This is a genomic window from Acetobacter malorum (assembly GCF_002153605.1).
Lineage (GTDB): Bacteria > Pseudomonadota > Alphaproteobacteria > Acetobacterales > Acetobacteraceae > Acetobacter > Acetobacter malorum_A.
Map to the genome: position 1 here is coordinate 45,838 of NZ_JOPG01000027.1, position 26,114 is coordinate 71,951.

Genomic DNA, 26,114 nt, shown 5'->3' on the forward strand with positions numbered 1-26,114 from the left:
CAAATCAGGACCGCCACTCCGCGAGTGTTCGCGCAGTGGCGCGTCACCTTTTGGGGTAGTACGCTTTTGTTCGAGGCTCTTTCAGGCAGGCTTTCTGGGGTTTTTGATGGACTCGCCAAACGTGGCGCGCTGTCAGAAGCCGACGTTATGGAGGCAATGCGCGAAGTTCGTCTGGCTATGCTGGATGCAGACGTCGCGCTGCCTGTGGTCAAGGACTTCGTTAATAAGGTTAAGGAACGCGCCGTGGGTGCGGAAGTGCTGGAAAGCATTTCCCCCGGTCAGGCCGTTGCGAAGATTGTTAACGATGCGCTGATTGATGCCCTTGGTGGAGCGGGCGCTGTTCCGCTTAACCTGAACGCTATTCCGCCTGTGCCCGTCCTGATGGTGGGTTTGCAGGGCTCTGGTAAAACCACGACTTCGGGCAAGATCGCCCTGCGCCTTTCCACGCGTGAGCGGAAGAAAGTGCTGCTGGCGTCTCTGGATACCCAGCGCCCCGCTGCCCAGTTGCAGCTGGCACAGCTGGCCGAGCAGGCGCATGTGGCTTCTCTGCCGATCGTAGCGGGCCAGACCCCGGTTGAAATTGCACAGCGTGCGATGGATGTGGGTCGGCGCGAAGGCTACGACGTTGTTATTCTGGATACAGCAGGCCGTCTGTCTATCGACGAAGCGTTGATGGAAGAGGTCCGGCAGGTTCGTGCCGTGACCCAGCCTGCTGAAACCCTGCTGGTTGTGGATGCCATGACCGGGCAGGACGCCGTGAACACGGCCAAGGCGTTTAATGACGCCGTGGGCGTGACCGGCGTGGTGATGACCCGGATGGACGGTGATGCCCGCGGTGGCGCGGCCCTGTCCATGAAGGCCATCACCGGCGCACCCATCAAGCTGACCGGTTCCGGTGAAAAGCTGGATGCGCTTGAAGAATTCCACCCCGAGCGTGTGGCTGGCCGTATTCTGGGTCTGGGCGACATTGCCGGGCTGGTTGAAAAAGCGGCTGACACCCTCGATCATGAAGAAGGGGAACGGCTGGCCAAGAAGATGATGGCCGGCAAGTTCGATCTTGATGATTACGCATCGCAGATCAAACAGATCAGCAAGCTGGGGTCTATTTCCGGAATTGTCGGCATGCTGCCGGGTATGGGGAAAATCAAGGAAGCTCTTGGCGACAAGGACCTTGATACCTCCATCCTGAAGACGCATCTGGCCATTATTTCTTCCATGACCAAGGGCGAGCGCAAAGCGCCGGCCATTATCAAGGCCTCCCGCAAAAAGCGGATCGCAGCCGGGTCAGGGACGAGTGTTCAGGAGGTCAACAAGCTGCTCAAGCAGTTTGATATGATGTCCTCAATGATGAAGCGCTTTAACAAGCTGGGCGTGAAAGGTCTCATGCGCCAGGGAATGTCCGCGCTCATGCCTAAAGGAATGGGTGGAGGGCCGCCGGGTGGCGGCTCTCCCTTCCGCTAAAGCGGCCTGTTTCTATCCGAAGTTTTTCAGGGTTTTGGAGAAGTCTGAATGAGTCTTAAAATTCGTCTTGCCCGCGCAGGGGCCAAGAAGCGTCCTTACTACCACATCGTGGTGGCTGATAGCCGTTCCCCGCGTGATGGCCGCTTTATTGAAAAAGTAGGGTCTTACAACCCGATGCTGCCGTCCGACCACGCAGAACGCGTGCGTCTGGTTAACGAGCGCATCACGCACTGGCTGTCTCAGGGTGCGCAGGCAACCGACCGTGTTGCTCGCTTCCTTGGTAACGCTGGTCTGGCTCCCAAGCCCGCTTACGCTGAGCAGCCCAAGAAATCTGCTCCGAAGAAGAAAGCTCAGGAACGCGCTAAGGCTGCAGCCGCAGCTGCTGAAGCCGCAGCCTGAGGCCAGAGCGAGCTAAGCTGACCCGATCATGCGCGCAGACCTGATTCAGATAGGCATTGTTGGCAGACCGCACGGTGTGCGTGGGCTTGTGCATGTGCACAGCCATGCTGCCGATGCGGCCTCGCTGGAAGCTTATAAGGTTCTGGTGGATGAAAAGGGGCGGGAATGGTCTCTGCGCTGGCGCGGGGCGGACGGTGTGGCGGAACTGCGGGATGCGCAGGGCAAGCCTCTGGCCGACCGGACCGCAGCGCAGGCGCTGGTCAATACCCGTCTTTTCGTGCCGCGTGATGTGCTGCCCGAGCCTGAGGAAGAAGAATTCTACCATGCTGATCTGATCGGTATGGAGGCACGGGAAGGCGACTGCTCTTTGGGGCGGGTTGTCATGGTGCATGATTACGGGGGTGGCGCCAGTCTGGAGCTGACCGGTGGCGTGCTTGTTCCGTTCACACGCGCCTGCGTGCCGGAGATTGATCTGAAGGGGCGGGTGGTCACCATCGTGCGTCCTGTTGAGGTCTCTGGCGAGGAAGGGCGTGGCGTGGGGACGGCTAAAGCAGCGGGACCTGCGGCGTGAGCTGGCAGGCAACGGTGCTGACGCTGTTCCCGGAGATGTTTCCCGGTCCGCTGGGATTGTCTCTGGCCGGACGAGCGCTGGAAAACGGTGTGTGGTCCTGTGTTGCGGAGGACCTGCGTGAGCAGGGTCTGGGCCGGCATCGGGCGGTGGATGATTCCCCGTTTGGTGGGGGTGCAGGCATGGTGATCCGCCCGGATGTGGTGGATGCCGCTCTGGCTGCCACGCAGGCTCCGGTGGATGTGCCGCGTGTGTTTTTAACACCGCGTGGCCGGCCACTGCGCCAGCAGGACGTACAGCGTTACGCACAGGGGCCGGGCCTCGTGCTGCTGTGTGGCCGGTTTGAAGGGGTGGACGAGCGGGTTCTTGAAAGCCGGAAAATCGAACAGATCTCCATTGGGGATTATGTTCTGTCCGGTGGAGAAACTGCCGCCCTTGTGCTGCTGGATGCCTGCGTCCGACTGCTGCCCGGCGTGATGGGGAGTGAGGAAAGCGGGGTTGAGGAAAGTTTTTCCGAAGGCCTGCTGGAATATCCTCACTATACCCGTCCTGCTGTATGGGAAGGTCAAAACGTGCCTGAAGTCCTGCTGTCAGGAAACCACGCGGCAATTGCTGCGTGGCGCCAGAAGCAGGCGGAAGAAATCACGCGGGAAAGACGGCCGGACCTGTGGTCTGCCTGGCTGGCTCGCAGGGAGAAAAACGGGACTGCTGCACTCGGAAAAACCGGGCAGACAGACCCAACAGGGGTTTGAGGAAGGATACCGAAATGAACATTATTCAGCAGTATGAAGCTGCAGAAATCGAACGTCTGACCGCCGCACGCGCCGTGCCGGAATTCGCAGCCGGTGATACGGTGCGCGTGTCCGTGCAGGTTGTTGAAGGTGAGCGTAAGCGTCTTCAGGCATTTGAAGGTGTTGTGATTGCCCGTTCCAACAAGGGCCTGAACAGCAACTTCACCGTGCGCAAAATCTCCAATGGTGAAGGTGTGGAGCGTGTGTTCCCGCTGTATGCACCGACCATTGCTGAAATCAAGGTTGTGCGTCGCGGTAAAGTGCGTCGTGCAAAGCTGTACTATCTGCGTGGCCGTAGCGGTAAGTCCGCTCGTATCGCTGAGCGTCCGCGTGACGTTGCTGCTCCGGCAGCTGCCAGCTAATATCGCGTTAAAGCAGGCCGCCTTCGGGTAGCCTGCCTGACCTCAAAAACCCGGTGGGGCTTCGGCTCGCCGGGTTTTCGGGTGCTGAGAAGATGAAGGCGCGGGTTTTTCGTCTGTCAGACCAGGGCTGAGTTCAGGCTGATCTGCGCGAGTCCGTGCCGTTCCATGAAAGGGGAGGGCCATGGCGCCGCGTACGTTATTCGACAAGATCTGGGACCACCATGTTGTCGAAACTTTGCCGGATGGCACCTCTATCCTTTATATCGACCGTCACCTTCTGCATGAAGTGACAAGCCCGCAGGCGTTTGAAGGCCTGCGTCTGGCCGGGCGTAAGCTGCGTCATCCTGAAATGACCATGGCTGTGGTGGACCATAATGTTCCCACGTCTGACCGTACCAAACCCATAGAAGAACCGGAAAGCCGGAACCAGATTGAAACGCTGGAACGGAATGTGAAGGAATTCGGGGTTCCGTATTTCCCGCTGCTTTCAGCCTCGCAGGGCATTGTGCATGTGGTCGGGCCGGAGCAGGGCATTTCCCTGCCGGGCATGACCATTGTGTGCGGTGACTCCCATACATCGACGCACGGTGCGATGGGCTCTCTGGCGTTCGGTATTGGCACGTCTGAAGTCGAGCATGTGATGGCCACCCAGACCATCCTGCAACGTCCTGCCAAAAACATGCGCGTGATGGTAGAAGGGCAGCTTGCACCGGGTGTGTCCGCCAAGGACGTGATGCTGGCCATTATCGGGCATATCGGCACCGCAGGCGGCACCGGGCATGTGATCGAGTTCGCTGGCTCCGCCATTCGCGGGCTGGACATGGCTGGTCGTATGACCATCTGCAACATGTCCATCGAGGCTGGCGCGCGCGCCGGGCTTGTGGCCCCGGATGACACCACGTTTGACTATGTGCGCAACCGTCCGTTTGCCCCCAAAGGGGAAGACTTCGAGAAGGCCGTTGCGTTCTGGCGCACACTGGCCACCGATGAGGGCGCGCACTTTGACAAGGAAGTCTCTCTGCGGGCCGAAGATATTGCCCCGAGCCTGACATGGGGGACCAGCCCGGAAACGGTTCTGCCTATCACTGGCACGGTGCCGGACCCCGCGCAGGAGCCTGATGAGTCCAAACGCACGCAGATGCAGCGCATGCTGGACTATATGGGGCTGGAAGCCGGGCAGAAAATTGCCGGAACGCCGGTGGATGTCGTGTTCATTGGCTCCTGCACCAACAGCCGGATTGAAGACCTCCGTGCCGCTGCTCAGGTGGCCGCAGGTCGCAAGGTCGCGGACGGCGTGCGCGCCATGATCGTGCCGGGTTCTGGTCTGGTAAAAATGCAGGCGGAAGAAGAAGGTCTGGACCAGATTTTTCTGGACGCCGGGTTTGAATGGCGTGAGGCCGGGTGCTCCATGTGTCTGGGTATGAACCCGGATAAGCTGACACCGGGCCAGCGTTGCGCCTCAACCTCCAACCGTAATTTTGAAGGGCGTCAGGGCCCGGGTGGGCGCACACATCTGCTCTCTCCGGCCATGGCGGCTGCGGCGGCTGTTACGGGCTGCCTGACGGATTCAAGGGAACTGGTCTGATGGAAAAATTCACGACCCTGTCAGCTGTTGCTGCGGCTTTGCCAGAAGACAACATTGATACGGATAAAATCATTCCGGCCCGCTTTCTGAAAACCACGCAGCGGACCGGTTTGGGCAAATACGCGTTTGACAGCATGCGCTATCGCCCGGACGGGTCTGAAAACCCGGACTTCATCCTGAACAAGGAGCCCTGGCGGAAAGCTGAGATTCTCATCACTTATGACAATCTCGGTTGCGGCTCTTCTCGTGAGCATGCCCCCTGGGCGCTGCTGGATTTCGGCATTCGTTGTGTGATTGCCCCGTCTTTTGCAGATATTTTCTTCAATAACTGCTTCAAGAACGGCATCCTGCCCATCACCCTGCCGCGTGAAGTCTGTGATCAGCTGATGTCTGATTCCACCATGGGCAGCAATGCCCGGCTGACCATTGACCTGCCCCGGCAGGTGGTGATCCGTCCGGATGGGGAAGAAGTGCCGTTTGAGATTGATCCGTTCCGCAAGCACATGCTGCTTGAAGGACTGGATGATATTGGCCAGACGCTCCAGCACGAGACTGAAATTAAGTCCTTTGAACACAAGGTTGCCGGGGAACGCCCCTGGATGCCGACAATCACCCTTGATTGAAGAATTGGAAAAGTCATGAGTGCTCAGCCTGCAAAACTGCTTGTTCTGCCGGGGGATGGTATCGGCCCGGAAGTGATGCGGGAAGTTGGCCGCGTTATCAGCTGGCTGGAAAAAAATCGTGGTCTTGCGTTTGAGATCACGGAAGATCTGGTCGGCGGTGCGTCTCTGGCTGAATATGGTGAGCCAATCCGCAACGAGGTGATTGAAAAGGCTCGTGCAGCGGATGCGGTGCTGTTTGGTTCCGTGGGTGATCCGCGCTGGGGCCATGTTGGTTTTGAGAAGCGCCCGGAAGTAGCCATTCTCAAGCTCCGTCAGGAACTTGAGCTGTTTGCCAACCTGCGCCCGGCCAAGGTGTTTGATGCGCTGGTTGATGCCAGCACGCTGAAGCCCGATGTGGTGCGTGGTCTGGACATCATGATTGTCCGAGAGACAGTGGGTGGCATCTACTTTGGTGATCCGCGCGGGATTGAAACCCTGCCGGATGGCACGCGCCGTGGCATTAATACCGAAGTCTATACGACGCCGGAAATCGAGCGCGTGGCCCGTGTGGCGTTTGAAATGGCCCGTAAGCGGTCTGGCCATGTCTGTTCCGTTGAAAAGTGCAACGTGATGGAAAGCGGCCTGCTGTGGAAAGAGGTTGTGACCGACCTCCATGCACGTGAATTTTCTGATGTGAAACTCACGCACATGCTGGCCGATAACTGCGCCATGCAGCTGGTGCGCAACCCGCGCCAGTTTGATGTGATTGTGACTGGCAACCTGTTTGGCGACATCCTGTCCGATCTGGCCTCCATGCTGACAGGCAGCCTCGGCATGCTGCCGTCCGCCACGCTGGGTGCTGTGCGGGCTGATGGGAAATGCGCTGCTCTGTATGAGCCGATCCACGGGAGTGCGCCGGATATTGCCGGTCAGGGCATTGCCAACCCGATCGCACAGATCCTCTCCTTTGCCATGCTGCTGCGTTATTCGCTGAACCTGCAGGATGAAGCGAAGATGGTGGAAGAAGCCGTCTCCCGCGTGCTGGAAAGCGGCCTGCGCACGGCGGACATCATGAGCGAAGGCAAGGCCCGTGTTGGCACGTCCGTAATGGGCGAGGCTATTGTCCGTGAACTGGACAAGCTTCAGAAGTAAGAACGCACTTTCTGACGGCTGTTTTCTCGCCTGACCAGATCAAGCCCCCGGTGCCTCGCATCGGGGGTTTTTCTTTTGGTGGACTGTTTTTCAATACGGTGAAAAAACAGTCTGCATGACACATCAGAGAATTCCGGGAACGGTGAAAATGCGCTTGAAACATTGGATTTTGACAGGGGCGGCCTCAGCGCTTGTCATGGCGGCAGCGGCGCCCGGTGGACGGGCAGAGACTGCCGGTGCAGATGCTGCGCCCGTTATCACGGCCACGACAAACACCACGTTTCTGGATGAGATCCATGGTCCGCAGGCTATGGCGTGGGTGCGTGCCCAAAACCTGCACACGACCAGCACGCTGGAAAAAGACCCGCGTTATGCCGGGTTTTATAGGGATGTGCTGTCCGGCCTTCAGGCTCCGGACCGTCTTGCCATGCCGTCAATCATGGGTGGGGCAATCTGGAATTTCTGGCAGGATGCCGCGCATCCGCATGGGATCTGGCGAGAAGCTACGCAGGCCTCTTACCTGAAAAAAATACCCGACTGGACCGTGCGGCTGGACGTGGATGCTCTGGCGAAACAGGATGGCGTGAACTGGGTCTTTAAAGGCGCAAACTGCCTTGCCCCGGCGGATGAGCATTGCCTTGTGGCGCTCTCCGATGGTGGGGAAGATGCCGAGACGCTGCGGGAATTCAACACAAAAACCGGGCAGTTTGTGTCGGGCGGCTTTGTCTTCTCACGCTCCAAGCAGACAGCGGCCTGGGTGGATGACAACACGATTCTGCTGGCCCGTGACTGGGATGGAAAAGGCACCACGCTGACGCCGTCGGGTTATCCGTTTGTTGTCAAAACCATGGTGCGTGGGGCGGCTGCGGGAGAGGAAAAGGAACTCTTCCGGGGTGAAGCATCCGATATGGCCGTCATGCCCATGGTGCTGACAGATGGGGACGGGCATCAACTGGTGATGATCCAGCGGAGCGTGAACTTCTTTGAAACCCGTTATGCTGTGGTGGACGGAGGCAAAGCCCTGCGCTGGCTGGCGCTGCCTGCCAAAAGTGAAATTCAGGGGTTGCTCAAAGGCCGTCTGATTGTCTCTGTTGAGGAAGACTGGCGCCCGACCGGACAGACAAGCATTCCTGCCGGTAGCCTGCTTTCCGTCGATCCTGCTGCGGTAGAGCAGGGTGTGCAGGTGATCTTCACCCCCGGTCCGTCTCAGTCGATCGATCAGGTGGGCGTGACCAAAAACACCGTTCTGGTCAGTTTGTTTGACAACGTGCGTGGCCGCGCTATGCGCTTTACGCCCACAGAGGCTGGCAAACCTTGGCAGGCGACGGCTCTTGCGCTGCCGGATATGACGTCCGTTCATATTGTGGATACCGATCATGCGTCGGATACCGCGTTTCTGAGCGTGGAAGGGTATCTGGAGCCGTCTCAGCTCTGGTTGCTGGAGGGCAAGGGGCAGCCACATAAGGTTAAATCCGCTCCGGCCCGGTTCAAAGCCGATAAGCTGGTGACAGAGCAGTATTGGGCCACGTCTACAGATGGCACGCGTGTTCCGTATTTTATTGTGCATCGGCGGGACATGAAGCTGAACGGCGCAAACCCGACACTGCTGACGGCTTATGGTGGTTTTCAGGTGTCCTACACGCCGCTGTATGCGCCGGAAATTGGGCAGCTCTGGCTGGATCGAGGTGGTGTGTATGTTGTGGCCAATATCCGTGGCGGCGGAGAGTTCGGTCCGGCATGGCATGAGGCGGGTCGGAAATCCGGGCGGCAGAAAGTCTATGATGACTTTGCGTCTGTCGGGCTTGATTTGATCAGCCGCAAGATTACCTCTCCGCGCGATCTGGGTATTCGCGGGCGCTCCAATGGTGGCCTGTTGTCTGGCGTGCAGATGACGCAGCATCCGGATTTGTGGAACGCGGTAATTATTGGCGTGCCGCTGCTGGATATGGAGCATTTCGAAACGATGTCCGCCGGGGCCTCATGGGCTGCGGAATATGGCTCCATGTCTGTTCCCGCAGAGGCTGATTTCCTGCGGTCCATTTCCCCCGTGCAGCATTTGAAAGCAGATGTGTCCTACCCGGAGCCGTTCATTTTTACAGCGACTAGTGATGATCGCGTTGGCCCGGTGCATGCCCGGCGTTTTGCGGCGCGGCTGGAAGCGCTAGGCAAACCGTTTTTCTATTATGAGGATATTGAAGGCGGCCATTCCGGGACGGTTAATGCGCCGGAAGTAGCGCACGAGCGGGCGCTGGAAGCAGTCTATTTATCTCACCGCCTGATGGATGCGGACTGAGTGTTCTTGTTCGGCAGATATGCTGCCAGATGATGAGAGAGCCGGGGGCGGGGTGGTCTGCTTCCGGTTCTGTCGTCTGTTCTGCGGGGTTCATCCGGTTGCGGTTAAGCGGCAGGACTGTGGACGTTCAGGCGCAAAACAAAAAAAGGGCGGGACACGTGCTGTGTCCCGCCCTTTTTAGCGCATGGAGTGCGGAAGCTTTAGAAGCCTTCGCGCTCGAGACGCTTGCGTTCCATTTTACGGGCGCGGCGCACGGCCTCAGCAGACTCACGCGCTTTACGCTCGGAAGGCTTTTCGAAATGACGACGCAGCTTCATTTCACGGAAGATGCCTTCACGCTGCATTTTTTTCTTGAGCGCTTTGAGAGCCTGATCGACATTGTTGTCACGGACGAGAACGTGCACTTGGCCACTAACCCCTGTTTCAGAAAACCCGGATGATCCCGGTTTTGACGTGATATGGAAAAAGACTCGGTAAAACACCTGCGTGCTACCGATTCCTCTATTGGCGGCGTCTATAGCACGGGCTTGCGGAAAGACACAATTCGTTCTTGCCTCTCATCAACAAACTCTTGTGACTATTTAACAGAGCTATAAGGAGGCGGGTATGGCGATCTTGAAAATTGCACGGATGGGGCATCCGGTTTTACTCAAACGGGCAGAAGATGTGGCGGACGTCAGCGCGCCGGATGTCGGGCGTTTGATACAGGACATGATGGAAACGCTGGCAGACGCCGGTGGCGTTGGGCTGGCTGCGCCACAAGTCTATGTTTCAAAAAGGCTTTTCCTGTATTCCGTGCCGGAAAGCCGGAGCGAGGGCGAGGACGATCCGCCATGCGGTGTGCAGGTTCTCATTAACCCGGTTCTGGAACCGGTGGGGGATGAGCAGGTGCCGCGTCTGGAAGGATGCCTCTCTATTCCCGGCCTGCGCGGGGAAGTTCCGCGTTACAAACGGGTCCGCTATGCGGGATATGATCACAGGGGCCAGCCGGTGGAAGGGGTAGCCTCGGGCTTCCGGGCAAATGTCATGCAGCATGAAATGGATCATCTGGACGGGATTCTCTATCCCATGCGAATGGATGATCTGGGAAAGCTCGGATTTGATACCGAGATAACGCGATACGGAGTGCGGACATGACCATAGGATGGGGCAAGGTCGAGCAGGCAATTTCTCTTGCCGTGGCAGGACTGGCCACAGGCAGTATGCCCGCGCCCATAGAGCGGGATGCTGTGCGGGATGAAGCCCTGCGCAAGCTGGCTGCTGTAGCCGGGGAGCGCGGCTGGAGCGTGCCTGTGCTGAGGGACGTGGCCGGGCCGCAGGCGGATCTGCTGTTCCCGGGTGGGGCGGTGGAAATGGTCGAGGCCTGGTCTGACCTGTGTGACCGCGAGATGGTTGCCGCCATGCTGGAGACGACCGAGCCGCGTCTGAGCCGGCGTGTGCGGGAGGCCCTTTTGCTGCGTCTGCCTGTGGGTCAGGCCATGCGGGCGGGGGCCAGAACCGGATTTGCTACGCTGGCTACGCCTTGCGCGCGCGGCGCGTTACGGCGGTCTCTAATGCGGACCATCAATGCGATCTGGCAGGCGGCGCAGGATGACTCATCAGGCATGACCTACGTCACCAAGCGCCTGACGCTGGGCGCGGTCTATGCCACGACTCTGCTTTATTGGCTGGCGCGCGGGCAGAATGAAGCTGCTTTGGCTGCCTTTATTGATCGTCGTCTGGCCGGGGTGCTGCGTTTGGGTAAGCTGCGGGCGCGGCTGAGCGGCCAGCGTCCCGTTGCGCGTCCGGTCCCGGTCTGAGCGTCCTTCCATGCGGCAACACGGCACGCGCTGATGAACTCCGGATATCGCCCGCATGATGAAGCCGGCGCGGGCCTGCTGTTCCTGCGGGAAGAGCAACTCCGGCTGGCGCAGGCAATGATGTTTCTGGCGGGGCGCGATATGGCCGCAGCGCTGGAACCGATTCTGACAGAAGAAAAGCTGGGAAGTGCGCATTACCGGGTGTTGCAGGTGCTGGCCTTCAGTCCCGGTATTCCGGTCAGTCGCCTTCAGGACACGCTCGGTGTGACCAAGCAGAGCCTCGGGCGGACACTGGGGGAGTTGCAGGAGCGCGGTTATCTGGACAGTGAGGCCAGCCTGCGGGACCGGCGGCAACGGCTGTTGCGCCTCAGTAAAGACGGGCAGGCTGTAGAAGCACGACTTTTTGCAGTTGTGCGCCAGCGTCTGAGTGCAGCCTATAGAGAAGCGGGCGGGGCGGCCGTGGAAGGGTTCCGGCGCGTAATGCACGGGATGCTCTCCGAAAGCAGTCGCGCCATGATGGCAGATGATGCCGCAGGACGAAGAAAGGGACGCAATGGAACTTAGCCACCGCGATCTTGTGCCGGAAGAAGGGATGGCACCGCATGTCATTGTGGTGGATGACGACCCGCGTCTGCGGCGTCTGCTGCAACGGTATCTGTCTGAGCAGGGGTTTCGGATCAGCGTGGCCGCCAATGCGGCGGAGGCCCGGCAGACTTTGCAGGGGATTCAGCCCGACGCCATGGTGCTGGACGTGACCATGCCGGGGGAAAACGGGCTGGAACTCACCCGTGCCCTGCGTGACGCCGGGCAGGACCTGCCGATTGTGCTGCTGACCGCACGGGGCGAGCCAGCGGATCGGATTTCCGGTCTGGAAGCAGGTGCGGATGATTATCTGGGCAAGCCGTTTGAACCACGGGAACTGCTGCTGCGGCTTAAAGCCCACCTGCGGAGACTGGCTCCGGTGCCTGCGTCAGACAATTTGCGGATTATTCGCCTGGGTGAGAAGGAGTTCGACCCTGTGCGGGCGCTGCTTTCCGGCCCGGAGGGCAATGTGCATCTGACGGGCGGTGAGGCCGCGCTGCTGTCCGTGCTGGCGCGTCGCCCAAATGAGGTTTTCTCCCGGGAGGAAATCGCCCGTGCGCTGGATATGGCTGAAATTGGAGAGCGTGCTGTGGATGTGCAGGTGACACGCCTGCGGCGGCGGATTGAGCCGGACCCGCGGGAACCGCGCTTTCTGCACACCATTCGTGGACGCGGCTATGTGCTCAAGCCCGGTGTTCAGTAAGGGGTTTTCGTCAGTGTTGCGGGCATGAAAAGACGACCCCTCAAGCTTTTCCCCTCGGGCGTGCTGAAATCCCGCAGCATGGAAAAATCCGTGCGGCGGGTGTTGCCACGCTCCCTGCTGGGGCGCTCTCTGCTGATTGTCTTGATCCCGCTGCTGGTCACGCAGGCGATTTCGCTGGAACTGTTTTACGGCAACTTTCTCAAGGTTGTGTCCCGTCGCCTGTCCGACAGTGTGACGGCCGATATTGTCCTCTCGCTAAATGCGCTGGAGCATCTGCAAAAGCGGAGTGACAAGGACTGGTTCGTGGCGCAGGCACGGGACCACTTGCAACTGGTGGAAACATGGCACCCGGGGGCGCGGCTGCGTCGCTTCGGGTTCAACCACATCACCGGCCCGATGGATGATGATCTGGCGCATGCGTTGGATAGTGCCATTGATTATCCGTTCTTCGTGAACTGGAAGAGTGATCCGCATACCGTAAAAATTGCCATTCAGTTGCCTGATGGGGTGCTGGATGTGGATGCCCCGCGGAAACGGCTGGATATGGGGCAGATCTGGCTGTTTGTGGGCTGGGCGCTCAGCAGCTCCATTCTGCTGTTTGTGGTGGCCAGTTTATTCATGCGCAATCAGGTGCGGGCCATCCGCCGTCTGGCGCGGGCGGCGGAGCAGTTCGGGCTGGGCCGGGATATTGGTCCCATCAAGCCGGAAGGCGCGCAGGAAGTGCGTAAGGCTGCTGTGGCGTTTAACCGCATGCAGGACCGGATCTATCGCTTTGTCTCGCAACGTACCGGCGTTCTGGCTGGTGTCTCGCATGATCTGCGCACACCTCTGACGCGCCTCCGTCTTTCTCTGGCCATGATGCCCCGCACCGGAACGGTTAAGGGGGAAGAGCTGAGTCAGGACGTCGATGACATGATTGGCGATGTTGTCGAGATGGAACACATGATCGGCAGCTATCTGGCATTTGCTCGAGGCGAAGGCGCAGAAACGCCGGAGCAGGTTGAGATGGTGCCGTTTATTGAGGACGTTGTGACGGCGGCGCGGCGGGCAGGGGCGCGGGTGGACTCTGTCACGGTGCAGCCAGGTCTCACTGTCCATATGCGGCCGGATGCCATGAAGCGCGCCCTGACCAATCTGCTGGACAATGCCCGCAGACATGGTGGTGCGATAGCCATCACGGCCTATGCCATGCAGGAGGGGATCTGTGTGCTGGTGGATGATGACGGGCCGGGGATCCGCCCTGAACGGCGCGAATCCGTTTTTCGGGCTTTTGAAAGTGGCCGTGGCGGCGGGACAGGTCTGGGCTTGACAATTTCGCGCGATATTGTGCGGGCCCATGGGGGAGACATGGAACTGGATGTCTCGCCCGCCGGAGGGCTACGCGTCAAACTGATCCTGCCCTGAGAGCAGGACGGGGTTTAAAGCGTGTTGCCTGCGCCGAAGTGGCCCGGGCCGCTGTTGCCGCCCATCATACCAGTGCCGGTGCCGCCACCGCTGGAATTCATCATGTTCTGCATCGGGTTGTAGCGACCGACGTTGCCCAGAATCTGCTGAAGGATGTTGATGCTGGTGCCCGGTGTGGGGGTGACCTTGCTGATCATGGCCACGGAGCGGCTGTCTTTACGGTTCAGCGTCCGCAGGCTTTGCAGCATACCGGCCCCGTCAAACTTCAGAACAACCACCTGTTGCTTGTCGATGCCGGGAAAGTCCAGCGGCTTCATGTAGGTGGTCATGGAAATGTAAATCCACGTATTATCGTCAAAGGCCCCTTTGGTGGTGGGGGAGCCCAGAAGATCCACCGCGTCTGCACGTGTGCTTGTGCCGGGTGTCAGCTGATTGTAATCATCCGCTTCAATCAGCGAGCCACGCGGAATGGGGCTGGGGGCAAACACGGAACAGCCGGAAATGACAAAGACAGCAGCAAGGGCACCACAGGCGGTGCTGAAGCGCGTCATACTTTTCTTGCGGTGCGGTGTCATGGCGGTAAGGCGTCCCCAAATCTGTGCGGTCACTCTGACAAGGTATGACCTTTCAGGCTGCGGCATGCAGGAAGACCTACTCTGTCGGATGCCCCAACGGGCTCTGTGCGTCAATTCCTGAATTGCTCAGGAGGCAGGTTTTCAGGCTGATCATTGCGCTTGGGGCACTTTATGTTAGGGCTGCAAAAAGGTGCTCCTGCAAATTCGCAGCGGGAAGCCTGTCTGTTTTTTAAGAAGCTAGAGTTTCAGGAGGTTTCCATGCCCCATAAGCCGGAATTTTCCCGTCCCGTTGCCGTGCGTCGAATCGGCGCGTCCGGACTGGATCTCACGGTCGAGGCAACGCCTGCGGAGTGCGGACAGATTGCCAGACGGCTTGGTCTGCCTGAAATCAGCATGTTTCGCTGCAAATATACGCTCACTCTGGGCCGGCGGGACCTTGTGTCTGCCCATGGTGCGCTGGCCGCGCGCTTTAAACAGACATGTGTTCGTACGCTGGAGCCGTTTGAGGATATGCTTGCAGGCTCCTTTGCGGTGCAGTTTGTGCCCGAGGAACATTTTGAGGAAAGTGCGGCCCCGGATCTGGAAGCCGTGGATGAGATTCCCTATGAAGGGGAATCGATAGACCTTGGGGAAGCCGCTGTTGAGCAGTTTGCTCTGGATCTGGAGCCCTATCCGCATGCTCCGGACGCCAGCCTGCCCGAAGGGCTTGTGATAAGCGAGGAAGAGGCGGAAAAGCTGGCTAAGCAGGACGCAGCGGAGAAAAAAGTTAATCCGTTTGCCGATCTTGCACGGTTGCGTCGCAAAGATAGCTGACGTGTGGCAGTAGGTTTTATTGCGCTCTTGCTTGCGAAAGTGGCGGCTCTCTGCTAGAGGCCGCCCTCAATCTGGTGATTAACCTGTTTTGTCTTTCGGTGGTGTGGATTGTCCACGGTGCCGGTAGTCTTTGATCTGTTTGGAGGGGCTCGGTCCCATGGCTGTACCCAAAAGAAAAACTTCGCCTTCACGTCGTGGCATGCGTCGCAGCCATCAGGCTCTGCGTGTGGAGGCTCATGCTGAATGCTCCAACTGTGGTGAGCTGAAGCGCCCGCACAACATCTGCAGCCACTGCGGCCACTACGATGGTCGTGAAGTGATTGCAGCTGGCAAGGCACTGAAAGTCGCTGTTCGCGCCTGAGGGCAGGCGGCTCACATTGCCATGAGGTAATGTGGTTGTACGGGAGTAGGCATCTGCGGCATGGCAGAGAAGCAGGCATGAGCGATAGAGAGATTTCCGAGAATTCCCCCGCTGAACAGAGTGAGGTTTTCAGCCTTGCGGTTGATGGAATGGGGGGGGACGGAGCTCCCGACGTGGTCGTTGCCGGGCTTGCCATTGCAGCTGATCGCCATCCCGGGATGCGTGTGCTTCTGACGGGTGACGAAGCCCGTCTGCGTCCGCTTCTGGCGCAGCATCCCAAGGCAGAAGCAATCTGCACCATCTGGCACACAGATGCCTCAGTCCCCATGGACATGAAGCCTACAGCCGCTCTGCGCGTGCGTCGGTCTTCCATGCGTCTGGGGATGGATGCCGTTGCAAGTGGCCGCGCCAGAGGCGTTGTGTCCGCTGGCAATAGTGGTGCGATGCTGGCTCTGGCCAAAATTGTCGTTAAAACCATGCCCGGTATTTCCCGGCCTGCCATGGCAGCCATCAGCCCCACCATCAAGGGCGATGTGGTCATGCTGGACCTTGGGGCCAACGTGGCGTGTGACTGGCGCAATCTGGTTGAATTTGCCGTGATGGGCGAGGCCTTTGCCAAGGCTGTGCTGGGGCTTCCCGCACCGCGTATCGGGCTTCTCAACATCGGTTCGGAAGAGCTGAAGGGTGATGAGAAGCTGCGTGTCGCGTATGAAGCCCTGCGTGAAAGCCCGCTCGCAGACCAGTTCCACGGGTTTATCGAAGGTCATGACATTACGGCGGGCACAACCGACGTGGTGGTGACCGACGGCTTTACCGGGAACGTGGCTCTCAAGACGGGAGAAGGTGTGCTGAAAATGGCCACCTCCCTGCTGCGGCAGGTCTTCAATCGCGGCATTATTTCCAAAATTGGCTATCTGCTCGTTCGGCCCGGTCTTGAGCGCATGAAGGAATGGCTTGATCCTCGCCGTCGTAACGGTGCGGTTTTTGTCGGCCTGAATGGCGTGGTGGTGAAGTCCCATGGCGGAACCGATGCCGAAGGATTTGCCGCGGCAGTGGATGTGGCCATGGATATGGTCACGCATGGATTTAATGATGGTATTCGTGAGCGTCTGACCCATATGGGGGCGCTTCTTTCCCGTCAGCAGGCCTCGCTGGAGCGTGAGCCTGAGGCGACGGCTTCCTGATCAGACAAGGTTCGGGGCACTGGCCGTCAGGCAGTCCTGAATGCCGGTGTTTGATAATGAAAGAACGGTAATGGCGAGACGTTCGCTTCTGGTAGGGTTTGGCGGGTTCCTGCCGGATCGGGTCGTGTCTAACGATGAACTGGCAGCCCGGCTTGAAACCTCCGATGAATGGATAAAAACCCGTACTGGCATCACCCAGCGCCACATTGCAGGTGAGCATGATACGGCAACCAGCATGGGGGCCGCTGCCGCGCGCAAGGCGCTGGACTATGCGGGTCTGACCGCTGATGACATTGATGCCGTGATTGTGGCGACATCCACCCCGGATCAGGCTTTCCCGGCGACAGCCGTGCGGATTCAGGCTGAACTGGGGATGAAGCAAGGGTTCGGATTCGATCTGGCGGCAGCGTGCTCCGGGTTTATCTACGGCCTTTCCACGGCTGATGCATTTATTCGGGCCGGACAGGCGCGGAATATTCTGGTCATCGGCAGTGAAGTCTATTCCCGCATTGTTGACTGGTCTGACCGTGGCACCTGCGTGCTGTTTGGGGATGGGGCAGGGGCGGTTGTCCTTTCCGGTTCTGATGCACCGGGTGAACGGGGGCTGCTCTCCACCCATCTGCATTCTGACGGCACAGCGGGTGATCTGCTGTATGTGGACGGGGCTGTGGGCCGCCGTGACAAAAGTGGTTTCCTGAAGATGAGCGGCCGGGATGTGTTCCGGCACGCTGTTGCCAAGCTTTCCTCTTCCGTGGATGAGGCCCTGAAGGCAGAAGGTCTGGAGTATTCAGACGTCGCCTGGCTGGTGCCGCATCAGGCGAATATCCGCATCATTGAAGGTGTGGCCAAAAAGCTGAACCTCCCTGCCGAGCAGGTGGTGATTACGGTAGATCGGCATGCCAATACCTCGGCAGCCTCCATTCCGCTGGCGCTTGATGAAGCCGTGCGGGATGGCCGTATCCAGAAAGGTGATCTGGTGCTGATGGAAGCACTGGGTGGCGGCCTGACATGGGGTTCCGCGCTGGCCCGTTTCTAACGGCATTTTCAAAATTCTGATGGCAGGACGCCGGGCGGTCTCACGAGAGAATTGACGAGGTCGCCCAACGTGTTACTTTCATCAGTATGGAAACTGTCACGCGTGCCTCTCTGGTCGAGCAGATCTATCAGCAGGTTGGGCTGTCCCGTAAAGAATCGGCTGTGCTTCTGGAAGATATTCTGGAAACAGTCATGCTTGCGCTTGAGTGCGGGGAAAGCGTCAAGATCAGTGGGTTTGGTACTTTTTCCGTAAGGCAAAAAGGCCAGCGCTGCGGACGCAACCCGAAAACGGGTGAAGAAGTCCCGATTCTTCCACGTTCCGTGCTGGTATTCCGCCCGAGTCAGCTGCTGCGTGCAGCCATTAATCACGAGCCGCTCGAGGGTGGCGAGGCGTATGACGATGAGTGACACCGACCAGTCTCCTTCCATGATGGATTCTTCCGGCCTGCCGGAAGAAGAAAATGGTGCGCTGGCCCGCACGGAAAAAGGGCCGCTCGCGTTTCGTACGATCAGTGAAGTGGCTGATGAATTGCATGTGCCGCAGCATGTTCTGCGATTCTGGGAAACGCGTTTCGAGCAGGTGCGCCCTCTGAAAAGAGGCGGCGGCCGGCGGTATTATCGCCCGGCTGATGTCGAACTGCTCCGCCACATTTCCGATCTTCTTTATGCCAAGGGCTACACTGTAAAAGGTGTGCAGCGCCTCCTGCGTGAAGGGGAGGCTGAAGCTGTTCAGCAGGCTCCTGTAGCAGCAGAAGTTGTGCCTGAAGTGATTGCGCCCGAACCTGTTGTGTCTTCGTCTGAAGAGACGCACGTGTCAGCGGAGCCTGTTGCTGGGGACACGGGCACTCCCATCTCGGTTGAGCCAGCTTTTGTCGCGAATCCAGAAGAGCAGGAAGAGGTGGTGGAAAATCCGGCTCTTACGCCGCTCTCAGAGGTTCAGGAGCCGCAAGGCGGTGTGGAGCAGGACTTTCACGAGGTTCCTGTTGAACAGCCCGAACAGGCGGTTGAGGCTGCACCTGCACCTGCACCTGCACCTGCACCTGCACCTGCACCTGCACCGGTGGCGGACAGTGTTTCAGGTGAGTTGCTGCGTCGGCTGGAAAAGCAGAATGGGCAGCTGAAAAATGATCTGGCTGATATTCTGGTTGAGCTCGAAGCGTTCCGTAGCCGCCTGACGGCATGAAAAAATCCGTAAGGTGGCTTGTGCGTTATGAAAGGGACTGCTAAAGACCCTTTCACCAAATGGACGGGCAGTAGCGCAGTCTGGTAGCGCATCAGTCTGGGGGACTGGGGGTCGTGGGTTCGAATCCCGCCTGCCCGATATTTGGTTTTCTGAAAAATTTCAGAGCAGTTGAGTGGGTGTTCAGAACTTGAACACCCTTTTTGCTGTTCAGGCCTCTACGGCGTTGTTGCCCGCAGTCCAGCGGCGCCACAGCAGATTGAGGGCCGCCATAGCCGCAGGGCCGACAAACAGGCCCAGCAGGCCCCATGTTTCCGCACCGCCCAGAATACCCAGCAGAACCCACAGGAAGGGGAGCTGTGTGCTGCCGCCAATAAGAACCGGGCGGATGAAGTGGTCAGCCACAAAAATTACCACAGCGCCAATACAGAAGGTCACGACGCCTGCAAGGGAGGCTCCCTTGACGAGGATCAGCAGAGACACAAGGCCCACGGCAATCATGGCGCAGAAGGGGATCATGGCGGCAACGGCTGTGATCACGCCAAACAGGGCAGGATGTGGTGCGCCGGCAATGGTGTAGACAATGCCCATCAGTAGCCCTTCACCAATGCCAACGAGCACAAGACCCAGCACCGTACCGTGCACAGAGGCGACAATCTGGCGGGCAATGGTTTCCCCGCGCTTGCCAAAGGCCCGGCGGGAGGCAATGCGGCACTGGCGGATGACCGAGGTGCCGTCCTTATAAAGAAAAAACAGAGTCACGATTGAAAAGCAGAACAGCGTGCCGCGATGCGCAATCTGTGAACCAAGAGCCTTGGTAATCGCCATGCCCTTGCTGTCCAGAGCCCCTGTCAGGTTGGAAACATCTTCCGGGTTGGACAGATGGGCCTGCCACCAGTGCGTAAGGGTCTGACTACCAAAGGGGAGGCGGCCAAGGGCATCAGGCACGGGCACGCCGTTTTGCCGGGCCTGTTCCAGCCAGCTGAGCGCACTCTGTGCCTCGCCTACGGCTTCCAGCGTGATGAGCATCAGCGGGATGACAAAAATCAGTGCCATCGCTGCTGTAAAGAGAAGCGGCAAGACAGAGCCATTGGCCGCTTTAGGCCAGGCTGCCTGAGCGCGCGTATAGAGCGGCCATGTGGCAATTGCGAACACCCCACCCCACACCAGAGCCGGCAAAAAGCCATGGATCGTGTAAAGTGCGACGGCGAAGATAAAAAATGCCAGAACGTTCCGCGCTGTTTCCTGCCCTTTTCTAGAGCGCTGGCTTGGCTTGACCAGAATACAGCGTGGATGCCCGGAACCCGCAGGCTGGCTTGTCGTGTCTGGCATATGGGGCGCCTCTCCTCTTACCCAGTGAAAAATATCATTATTGACAAGTTTGCGCGCTCGCACGCTTTCGGTCGAGCAAAATATAGAGGCAGAGGGGGTCTGCACAGGGGCGGCTTTTATTTGAGCTTTGAAAGTTTATCCCTCTATCTCTAAAGGGAAGGCTCCTCGTATAAGCAGTCTGTCATGCTCAAAAATTTTCTTACTGTTGGCGGCTGGACCATGCTCAGCCGTATCCTTGGTCTGGTGCGAGATCAGCTTCTGGCGGCCTTTATGGGCGCAGGCCCCTTGCAGGATGCCTATCAGGTGGCGTTCCGGCTGCCGAACATGTTTCGGCGGCTTTTTGGCGAGGGCGCATTTAACGCGGCCTTTGTCCCGCTGTTTTCCTCTGTCCTGACCAAGGAAGGGGAGGAAGAAGCACGGACATTTGCGCGGCGGGCGCTGGGCGTCATGCTGCTCTGGCTGCTGTTTCTGTGCGTGCTGGGGGAAATCTTCATGCCGCAGGTGCTGCGGCTGATTGCCCCCGGTTTTTTGCAGACAGGTGAACGCTATGCGCTGGGCGTCAGCCTCAGCCGCATTACCTTTCCGTATCTTGTGCTGATCTGCGCGGCCGCTCTGGTCGCGGGCGTTCTTAACGGGCTGCATCGCTTTGGCATGGCCGCGGCGGCCTATCTGGCGTTCAATGTGGTGGGGATTGCGGCCATCCTGTTCGCCTCGCCGTTTTTGCCAAATGTGGCGTATGCAGCCGCATGGGGTGTGACAGCCTCTGGCGTAGCGCAGCTTGGCCTGCTGTTGTGGGCCACACATCGGGCGCACTTTGGGCTGATGCCACTCTGGCCAGCCCTGACGCCGCGCATCCGCCTGCTGGTCCGCCGCATGGTGCCGGGGCTGGTGGGGAGTGGCGTCGGGCAGATCAACCTCACGATTGATACGATCATAGGAACCCTGCTGCCTTCGGGGAGCGTTTCGCTGATGTATTTTGCGGATCGCATCAACCAGTTGCCGCTGGGGGTTCTGGGCGCTGCGGCGGGGACGACGTTGCTGCCGGTACTGACGCGCCATCTGGCTGCTGGCGAGCATGATGCGGCTCATTCCGCCCAGAACCGGGCTATGAGTTACGTGCTGATCCTTACACTTCCCGCTGTGGCCGGGTTGCTGGTGCTGGCTGGCCCCATCATGATTGTCCTGTTTGGTCATGGCTCCTTTACCGAGCATGACGCGCTTTTGTCCGCTCAGGCTCTGCGCACCTACGCCATCGGGCTTCCGGCTTTTGTCCTGGTGAAAGTCTTTTCTCCGGCTTTTTTTGCGCGGGGGGATACGCGGACGCCGGTCTATGTCGGCATTGGCATTCTGATCCTGAATTTTCTCCTGAACCTGCTGTTCATGAAGCCGCTTGCTCATATGGGGCCCCCGCTGGCCAGTAGTCTGGCAGCCTGTACAAACGTAGCCTGTCTGGCAATTCTGCTCATGCGGCGCAAAGCTTTGCAGGTTTCCGGGGGTGAGCAGTTCAGAATGTTCAAGACGGCCTGTGCAGCACTTCTTATGGGAGGATTGTTGCTCGGCGCTGAGGCTCTCCTTGCGTTTCCCGCCGGGTTGAGTGTTCGGGTTCTCTGGCTGTGCTGCATGGTTGGTCTTGGAGCTGTTTTATATGGTGCGCTGCTGCATGTGTTTGGCATCATGAATGCCGCAGATGTGCTGGCACGCCTTCAGCAGCGTTTGCGTAAGCGTCGCGCCTGAAGTGTTACGGCAGAGCGCTTGTGGCCTGCATCAGTGCTTTGTGCATTGAGCTGCGTCGCTGAAGGAATGAGGGGAAGACCGTGACGGAAATTGTTCTGGCGCATCAGGTTGATCTGAAAACATGGCGAAAGGCTGCGCGGCACTATGCTCTGGCTGGCGTGCCGCCTGAGACCTTGTCCTGGCGGGTGGCGCAGTCGGTGGCGGAGGCTCAGCAGGTTTTTCAGTCTGGTCCGGCAGAGCAAAAAGATCCCAATGCCGTCCTTCACTTGCCGCGTCGGCTGGTGGAGTGGATTCTTCTGGGGCTTCAGGCACCGCACCCTGAGCGATTTGATGCGCTGTATCGTCTGGTTTTTCGCGTTGTGCGGGATCATCTGGATCTGACGACTGCGCTTGAAGACCCTGACGTCCGCGCTGTTGTAGAATTTGCGGAGGCCGTCAAAGCGGAAACAGAGCGCTTCCGGCTGGAATTTGCCCGTATTTTTGCGGACCCTGCTCAGACCGTCTGGTCAGCCACGCCAACGGCTTATCTGGTGGAAGGCAACGCGGCCTATTGTATGGCTCGCTATGCCCGACCGTGGGAAATCCGAACGCACTATCGTAGCATGAAATGGGATGGCAAAGCCCTCTGGTTTGGCGCGGGCAGTACTGAGCCTATGGCTGAACCGCAGGGAGGCTGGCAGCAGGCCGGGCAAGGGATGTGGCAGGACTGGCCCCGTACGGTTCTGGTACCGGATGCTGTGGAAGTCGAAACGACGGCATCGTTGGATGCTCTGGGCGCTGAGGCAATGGATTGCCGGTCCTGCACCCTCTGGCGTCCGGCTTCACGCACTGTTTTCGGGGAAGGGTCTGCCGCTGCGCGTGTCATGCTGGTGGGCGAGCAGCCGGGGGATCAGGAGGATCAGGCGGGGCGTCCATTTGTGGGGCCGGCTGGTCAGGTGCTGGAGCGGGCACTGGAAGAGGCCGGCCTGAGCCGCAGCTCCGTTTATGTTACTAATGCCGTCAAACATTTCCGTTTTACATGGCGGAATGGTCGTCGGCTGCACCAAAAGCCCGAGCAGGAGTCTGTGCAAGCCTGCCAGATGTGGCTGGATGCCGAACGACGTCTGATTCAGCCCGCCTTGATTGTCATGATGGGGGTGACGGCTGCGCAAAGTCTGCTGCATCGTCCGGTGACGATTTCTCGTGAACGATCCCGTATTTTTCCGTTGGGAGAGGGGAGCCAGGGGCTGGTGACAGTCCACCCTTCCTACCTGCTTCGGCTACCGAGTGAGGCCGATAAGCAGCGAGAATATGCTCGCTTTGTAGAAGATCTGGGGCGCGTCAAAACATTTATAGACAGTCTGGCCTGACGTCCGGGACCCGTGCAGGCGCAAAGATGCGCCCGGGGTGATGTCAGGCTTTACGCGCTTTATTGATGCGGGCGTGCAGGTCTTTCCCCGTTTTAAAGAACGGAATGTATTTTTTAGAGACCTGTACCTGTTCGCCTGTTTTCGGATTACGACCAATGCGCGGGTCGCGTTCCTTGATGGAAAAAGCTCCGAAGCCCCGTAATTCCACCCGGTTATTGTCCGCCAGACTGCTGGAAATAGAGTCGAAGACAGTATTGACGATCAGATTGATGTCCTTGAGCTGCAGATGCGGATGCTTCTGCATAAGTGCGGCAATAAGCTCAGACTTGGTCATGGTCCACCTTCCAAATTCTGGAATATCAACCTGCCGGACAATCTAGGGGCCAGCGGATCTGCGTGACAAAAAGGGACGCCAAAACAAAAAAGTGCGCTCCCAGCCATAAGGCCGGTGCGCACTTCAAAATTCACTAAGCCGGTATGATCCGTCAATACATAAATAATCTGACAGCACGAACCAGAGGAATACTGTCAGACTTTACAGATCAGGCTGTCGTTTTTTTGCCGCGGCGGCCCCGTGCGCCAGCGTCTTCACCTTCCGGTGTTGCGTGGATCTTGCGGCCCAGGCCGATTTCACGCGCCAGAGTGGAGCGACGTTCTGCATAGTTCGGAGCAACCATGGGGTAGTCAGCCGGCAGGCCCCAGCGCTCACGATACTGTTCCGGTGTAATGCCATAGGCGCTCTGCAGGTGGCGCTTGAGCATTTTCAGTTTCTTACCGTCTTCCAGACAGACAATGTAGTCAGGGAACACAGAGCGTTTCACTGGTACGGCAGGCTGGAGCTTTTCCGGTTCGTTCTGCGGCTGATCAGCCGTTTTCAGAGCCTGATACACATCACGGATCAGGGTGGGGATCAGGGCAGGATCGGTCTGGTTGTTGGAAACATGCGCCGAAACGATTTCTGCAGCCAGATCAAGAATGTTGGGATAGCTCTGGTTCTCTGTCATGACAATTCCGTTTATTTGTTGGGCTGAATAAGTCACCCATACTATTACAATTCTTGTTTGTGAATAGAGAATATAGCAATGTGATTGAATAAAATGGAATGTGTCAGGAAAAACATGCCTGAGGGAGAGTGAAAGAGGCGATGTATGCAAGTAAAATAAACATTTGGTAATCTATTTTAAGGATGATTTGTCTTGTTCGCTCTGTTTGCGGAGCTGTGATGAGGCGTGGGTCGATTTTGTTTTTGAGACGATGGTATTTGCAAACAGCATAATTGACTTTACGGTTTAGCCTACTATCCAAAATGCTCATGCTGTGTGCCGGCACCCCTCTTAATAGGCACCGATTGGCCCCGATAACTCTTTAATATTTGTAAGATACCGGAATAAGGACTGCTAGAAATGACGTCACGCCACGCTGGCAGCAAGATGATCGTGCCTGTTGTGCTGTCTGGTGGAACGGGGAGCCGGCTGTGGCCCATGTCACGTGCCAGTTTCCCCAAACAGCTTTGGTCGCTGGTGAGTGAACGCAGCATGCTTCAGGAAACAGTGCTGCGCGGCAAGGTCGCGGGTTTTGCGCCGCCTGTGATTGTTTGTAATGAAGAGCATCGGTTTTTGATTGCCGAGCAATTGCGGGAAGTCTCGGTGGCACATCCCAGTATTATGCTGGAGCCAGTCGGTCGGAATTCCGCTCCCGCTATTACGGCAGCCGCCTTACTTGTGGCGCAGACGCATCCGGATGCCGTGTTATGGATGATGGCGGCCGATGCGGACATCAAGAAATCAGATGCGCTGACGCAGGCTATGGAAAAAGCCGTGCAGGCGGCGGAGCAGGGACGGGTGGTGACATTCGGGATGACTCCCACCCGCCCGGAAACCGGATATGGCTATATTGAAAAAGGTGACCCGCTGCCGGGTGTGGACGGGGCTTTTACAATCCGTTCCTTCCGGGAAAAGCCCGTGCAGGCCGTTGCGGAAGGCTTTGTAAAAGACGGCAATTACTTCTGGAACTCCGGCATGTTTGTCTTTCGGGCAGATGTGCTGCTGGAGGAAATGCGCCGGTACGCTCCGCAGGTTTTGCAAAGCGTGCAGGATGCTTTTGAAAAACGGAAGACAGATCTTGATTTTATCCGGCTCGATAAAGAGGCGTTTGCGCAGGCACCGGATATTTCCATCGATTATGCCGTCGCTGAACATACTCAGGTGTCAGCCGTTATCCCCGCGGATCTGGGCTGGTCGGATGTTGGGAGTTGGGACGCGCTGTGGGACATCAGCCCAAAGACGGCCGAAGGAAACGTGCTGCTGGGCGATGTTTTAGCGGAAGATGCGCATGGATGTTACGTGCGCTCCGAGGGGCCGCTGACGGCTGTGACTGGTCTGGATGATGTGGTGGTTGTGGTGACCAGTGACGCTGTGCTGGTGACCCATAAAGACCGCGCGCAGGACGTAAAGAAGGTTGTGGATCGTCTCAAGAACGAGGGACGGTCAGAGGCATCTGCCCACCAGAAGAATTATCGTCCGTGGGGGTTCTATGAAGGACTGATCCGCAATGAGCGCTTTCAGGTGAAGCGGATTGTGGTCAATCCGGGCGGCAAGTTGTCTCTCCAGAAGCATTTCCACCGGGCGGAGCATTGGGTTGTTGTGGAAGGCGTCGCGCTGGTCACAAAAGGTGACGAGGAGTTGCTGGTGCGCGAAAATGAGAGCGTCTATCTGCCGCAGGGCTGTGTGCACCGGCTGGAAAACCCGGGAAAAATTCCGCTAACGCTCATTGAGGTTCAGTCGGGAGCCTATCTGGGGGAAGACGATATTATAAGACTGGAAGACAGTTATAATAGAAATTGATAAATAA

At 58.2% G+C, this 26,114-nt stretch carries 28 protein-coding genes and 1 tRNA gene; 24 read left to right on the forward strand and 5 right to left on the reverse strand.

The annotated features are described in order from the left end of the window. Positions 1 to 66: 66 nt before the first annotated feature. The 9 genes from ffh (at position 67) to HK23_RS11670 (ending at position 9,213) form a co-directional block, all read left to right on the forward strand. Positions 67 to 1,461 carry a signal recognition particle protein gene (gene ffh / locus HK23_RS11630; protein ID WP_063907492.1) on the forward strand — a complete coding sequence of 465 codons (1,395 nt, stop codon included), beginning with the start codon at positions 67 to 69 and terminating at the stop codon, positions 1,459 to 1,461. Positions 1,462 to 1,509: 48 nt separating this feature from the next. Next, on the forward strand, positions 1,510 to 1,860 hold the full coding sequence (gene rpsP / locus HK23_RS11635) for a 30S ribosomal protein S16 (RefSeq protein WP_063907414.1): 351 nt from the start codon (positions 1,510 to 1,512) through the stop codon (positions 1,858 to 1,860). Between the two features lie 28 nt (positions 1,861 to 1,888). Further along, positions 1,889 to 2,431, forward strand: a complete 543-nt coding sequence (rimM, locus tag HK23_RS11640) for a ribosome maturation factor RimM (RefSeq protein WP_086654096.1) — start codon at positions 1,889 to 1,891, stop codon at positions 2,429 to 2,431. After that, a complete protein-coding gene (gene trmD, locus HK23_RS11645) occupies positions 2,428 to 3,180 on the forward strand; it encodes a tRNA (guanosine(37)-N1)-methyltransferase TrmD (RefSeq protein ID WP_086654097.1) in 753 nt (250 codons plus the stop codon). The genes rimM and trmD overlap by 4 nt, the downstream gene beginning before the upstream one ends. 14 nt (positions 3,181 to 3,194) lie before the next feature. Next, positions 3,195 to 3,581, forward strand: a complete 387-nt coding sequence (gene rplS / locus HK23_RS11650; RefSeq protein ID WP_063907417.1) for a 50S ribosomal protein L19 — start codon at positions 3,195 to 3,197, stop codon at positions 3,579 to 3,581. Positions 3,582 to 3,762: 181 nt separating this feature from the next. Beyond that, a complete protein-coding gene (leuC, locus tag HK23_RS11655) occupies positions 3,763 to 5,166 on the forward strand; it encodes a 3-isopropylmalate dehydratase large subunit (protein ID WP_086654098.1) in 1,404 nt (467 codons plus the stop codon). After that, the gene (gene leuD / locus HK23_RS11660) at positions 5,166 to 5,789 is read left to right on the forward strand and encodes a 3-isopropylmalate dehydratase small subunit (RefSeq protein WP_063907419.1); all 624 of its coding nucleotides are present in this window, start codon (positions 5,166 to 5,168) and stop codon (positions 5,787 to 5,789) included. Before leuC ends, leuD begins: the two co-directional genes overlap by 1 nt. A 15-nt stretch (positions 5,790 to 5,804) precedes the next feature. Next, positions 5,805 to 6,920: a 3-isopropylmalate dehydrogenase gene (gene leuB / locus HK23_RS11665; protein ID WP_063907420.1), complete on the forward strand. Its 1,116-nt coding sequence runs from the start codon at positions 5,805 to 5,807 to the stop codon at positions 6,918 to 6,920. A 148-nt stretch (positions 6,921 to 7,068) separates the two neighbouring features. Beyond that, entirely contained in the window at positions 7,069 to 9,213 is a 2,145-nt protein-coding gene (locus tag HK23_RS11670) for a prolyl oligopeptidase family serine peptidase (RefSeq protein ID WP_256940172.1), read from the forward strand. Positions 9,214 to 9,413: 200 nt separating this feature from the next. Here HK23_RS11670 and rpsU read toward each other — a convergent pair whose 3' ends face one another. Next, positions 9,414 to 9,617: a 30S ribosomal protein S21 gene (rpsU, locus tag HK23_RS11675; RefSeq protein ID WP_006557524.1), complete on the reverse strand. Its 204-nt coding sequence runs from the start codon at positions 9,615 to 9,617 to the stop codon at positions 9,414 to 9,416. A gap of 202 nt (positions 9,618 to 9,819) precedes the next feature. Between rpsU and def the strand changes: the two genes are divergently transcribed. Genes def through HK23_RS11700 form a run of 5 tightly spaced genes read left to right on the forward strand, consistent with a single transcriptional unit; the run spans position 9,820 to position 13,701 of the window. After that, positions 9,820 to 10,350, forward strand: a complete 531-nt coding sequence (def, locus tag HK23_RS11680; protein WP_086654099.1) for a peptide deformylase — start codon at positions 9,820 to 9,822, stop codon at positions 10,348 to 10,350. Further along, positions 10,347 to 11,012 (forward strand): ubiquinone biosynthesis protein COQ9, encoded by a 666-nt coding sequence (locus HK23_RS11685; protein WP_086654100.1) that lies wholly within the window; start codon positions 10,347 to 10,349, stop codon positions 11,010 to 11,012. Before def ends, HK23_RS11685 begins: the two co-directional genes overlap by 4 nt. A gap of 33 nt (positions 11,013 to 11,045) precedes the next feature. Then, positions 11,046 to 11,576 (forward strand): MarR family winged helix-turn-helix transcriptional regulator, encoded by a 531-nt coding sequence (locus HK23_RS11690; RefSeq protein WP_086654101.1) that lies wholly within the window; start codon positions 11,046 to 11,048, stop codon positions 11,574 to 11,576. After that, positions 11,566 to 12,297, forward strand: a complete 732-nt coding sequence (locus tag HK23_RS11695; RefSeq protein ID WP_179193890.1) for a response regulator — start codon at positions 11,566 to 11,568, stop codon at positions 12,295 to 12,297. Before HK23_RS11690 ends, HK23_RS11695 begins: the two co-directional genes overlap by 11 nt. A 24-nt stretch (positions 12,298 to 12,321) precedes the next feature. Then, entirely contained in the window at positions 12,322 to 13,701 is a 1,380-nt protein-coding gene (locus HK23_RS11700) for an ATP-binding protein (RefSeq protein ID WP_086654102.1), read from the forward strand. A gap of 14 nt (positions 13,702 to 13,715) precedes the next feature. Here HK23_RS11700 and HK23_RS11705 read toward each other — a convergent pair whose 3' ends face one another. Continuing rightward, positions 13,716 to 14,252: an outer membrane protein assembly factor BamE gene (locus HK23_RS11705; protein WP_063907494.1), complete on the reverse strand. Its 537-nt coding sequence runs from the start codon at positions 14,250 to 14,252 to the stop codon at positions 13,716 to 13,718. A 282-nt stretch (positions 14,253 to 14,534) separates the two neighbouring features. Between HK23_RS11705 and HK23_RS11710 the strand changes: the two genes are divergently transcribed. The 7 genes from HK23_RS11710 (at position 14,535) to HK23_RS11740 (ending at position 18,990) form a co-directional block, all read left to right on the forward strand. Then, on the forward strand, positions 14,535 to 15,089 hold the full coding sequence (locus HK23_RS11710) for a YceD family protein (RefSeq protein ID WP_086654126.1): 555 nt from the start codon (positions 14,535 to 14,537) through the stop codon (positions 15,087 to 15,089). 157 nt (positions 15,090 to 15,246) lie between these two features. Next, positions 15,247 to 15,450, forward strand: coding sequence for a 50S ribosomal protein L32 (rpmF, locus tag HK23_RS11715; RefSeq protein WP_025825885.1), 204 nt, complete (start codon positions 15,247 to 15,249; stop codon positions 15,448 to 15,450). A 77-nt stretch (positions 15,451 to 15,527) separates the two neighbouring features. Continuing rightward, complete coding sequence (gene plsX, locus HK23_RS11720) at positions 15,528 to 16,634, forward strand: phosphate acyltransferase PlsX (protein WP_063907424.1); 1,107 nt, start codon at positions 15,528 to 15,530, stop codon at positions 16,632 to 16,634. Between the two features lie 70 nt (positions 16,635 to 16,704). After that, positions 16,705 to 17,670 carry a beta-ketoacyl-ACP synthase III gene (locus HK23_RS11725; RefSeq protein WP_179193891.1) on the forward strand — a complete coding sequence of 322 codons (966 nt, stop codon included), beginning with the start codon at positions 16,705 to 16,707 and terminating at the stop codon, positions 17,668 to 17,670. Positions 17,671 to 17,750: 80 nt separating this feature from the next. After that, entirely contained in the window at positions 17,751 to 18,077 is a 327-nt protein-coding gene (locus HK23_RS11730; protein WP_256940177.1) for an integration host factor subunit alpha, read from the forward strand. Continuing rightward, positions 18,070 to 18,852 (forward strand): MerR family transcriptional regulator, encoded by a 783-nt coding sequence (locus HK23_RS14795; protein WP_256940173.1) that lies wholly within the window; start codon positions 18,070 to 18,072, stop codon positions 18,850 to 18,852. The genes HK23_RS11730 and HK23_RS14795 overlap by 8 nt, the downstream gene beginning before the upstream one ends. Positions 18,853 to 18,916: 64 nt before the next feature. After that, positions 18,917 to 18,990 (forward strand) — tRNA-Pro (locus HK23_RS11740). A gap of 69 nt (positions 18,991 to 19,059) precedes the next feature. Here HK23_RS11740 and HK23_RS11745 read toward each other — a convergent pair. Continuing rightward, positions 19,060 to 20,181 carry an AI-2E family transporter gene (locus HK23_RS11745; RefSeq protein ID WP_086654104.1) on the reverse strand — a complete coding sequence of 374 codons (1,122 nt, stop codon included), beginning with the start codon at positions 20,179 to 20,181 and terminating at the stop codon, positions 19,060 to 19,062. Positions 20,182 to 20,364: 183 nt separating this feature from the next. On the opposite strand from HK23_RS11745, the gene murJ reads away from it, so the two are divergent. Continuing rightward, the gene (murJ, locus tag HK23_RS11750) at positions 20,365 to 21,915 is read left to right on the forward strand and encodes a murein biosynthesis integral membrane protein MurJ (RefSeq protein ID WP_086654105.1); all 1,551 of its coding nucleotides are present in this window, start codon (positions 20,365 to 20,367) and stop codon (positions 21,913 to 21,915) included. Between the two features lie 80 nt (positions 21,916 to 21,995). Then, a complete protein-coding gene (locus HK23_RS11755; protein WP_086654106.1) occupies positions 21,996 to 23,264 on the forward strand; it encodes a UdgX family uracil-DNA binding protein in 1,269 nt (422 codons plus the stop codon). Between the two features lie 43 nt (positions 23,265 to 23,307). Here the strand turns inward: HK23_RS11755 and HK23_RS11760 are convergent, their stop codons facing one another. Both HK23_RS11760 and HK23_RS11765 read right to left on the reverse strand, forming a co-directional pair. Continuing rightward, positions 23,308 to 23,598 carry an integration host factor subunit beta gene (locus tag HK23_RS11760; protein WP_043550604.1) on the reverse strand — a complete coding sequence of 97 codons (291 nt, stop codon included), beginning with the start codon at positions 23,596 to 23,598 and terminating at the stop codon, positions 23,308 to 23,310. Between the two features lie 208 nt (positions 23,599 to 23,806). Continuing rightward, a complete protein-coding gene (locus HK23_RS11765) occupies positions 23,807 to 24,268 on the reverse strand; it encodes a Ros/MucR family transcriptional regulator (protein ID WP_062141941.1) in 462 nt (153 codons plus the stop codon). 399 nt (positions 24,269 to 24,667) lie between these two features. Here HK23_RS11765 and HK23_RS11770 point away from each other — a divergent pair, with 399 nt between their 5' ends. Further along, the gene (locus tag HK23_RS11770) at positions 24,668 to 26,107 is read left to right on the forward strand and encodes a mannose-1-phosphate guanylyltransferase/mannose-6-phosphate isomerase (protein ID WP_086654107.1); all 1,440 of its coding nucleotides are present in this window, start codon (positions 24,668 to 24,670) and stop codon (positions 26,105 to 26,107) included. Positions 26,108 to 26,114 lie beyond the last annotated feature (7 nt).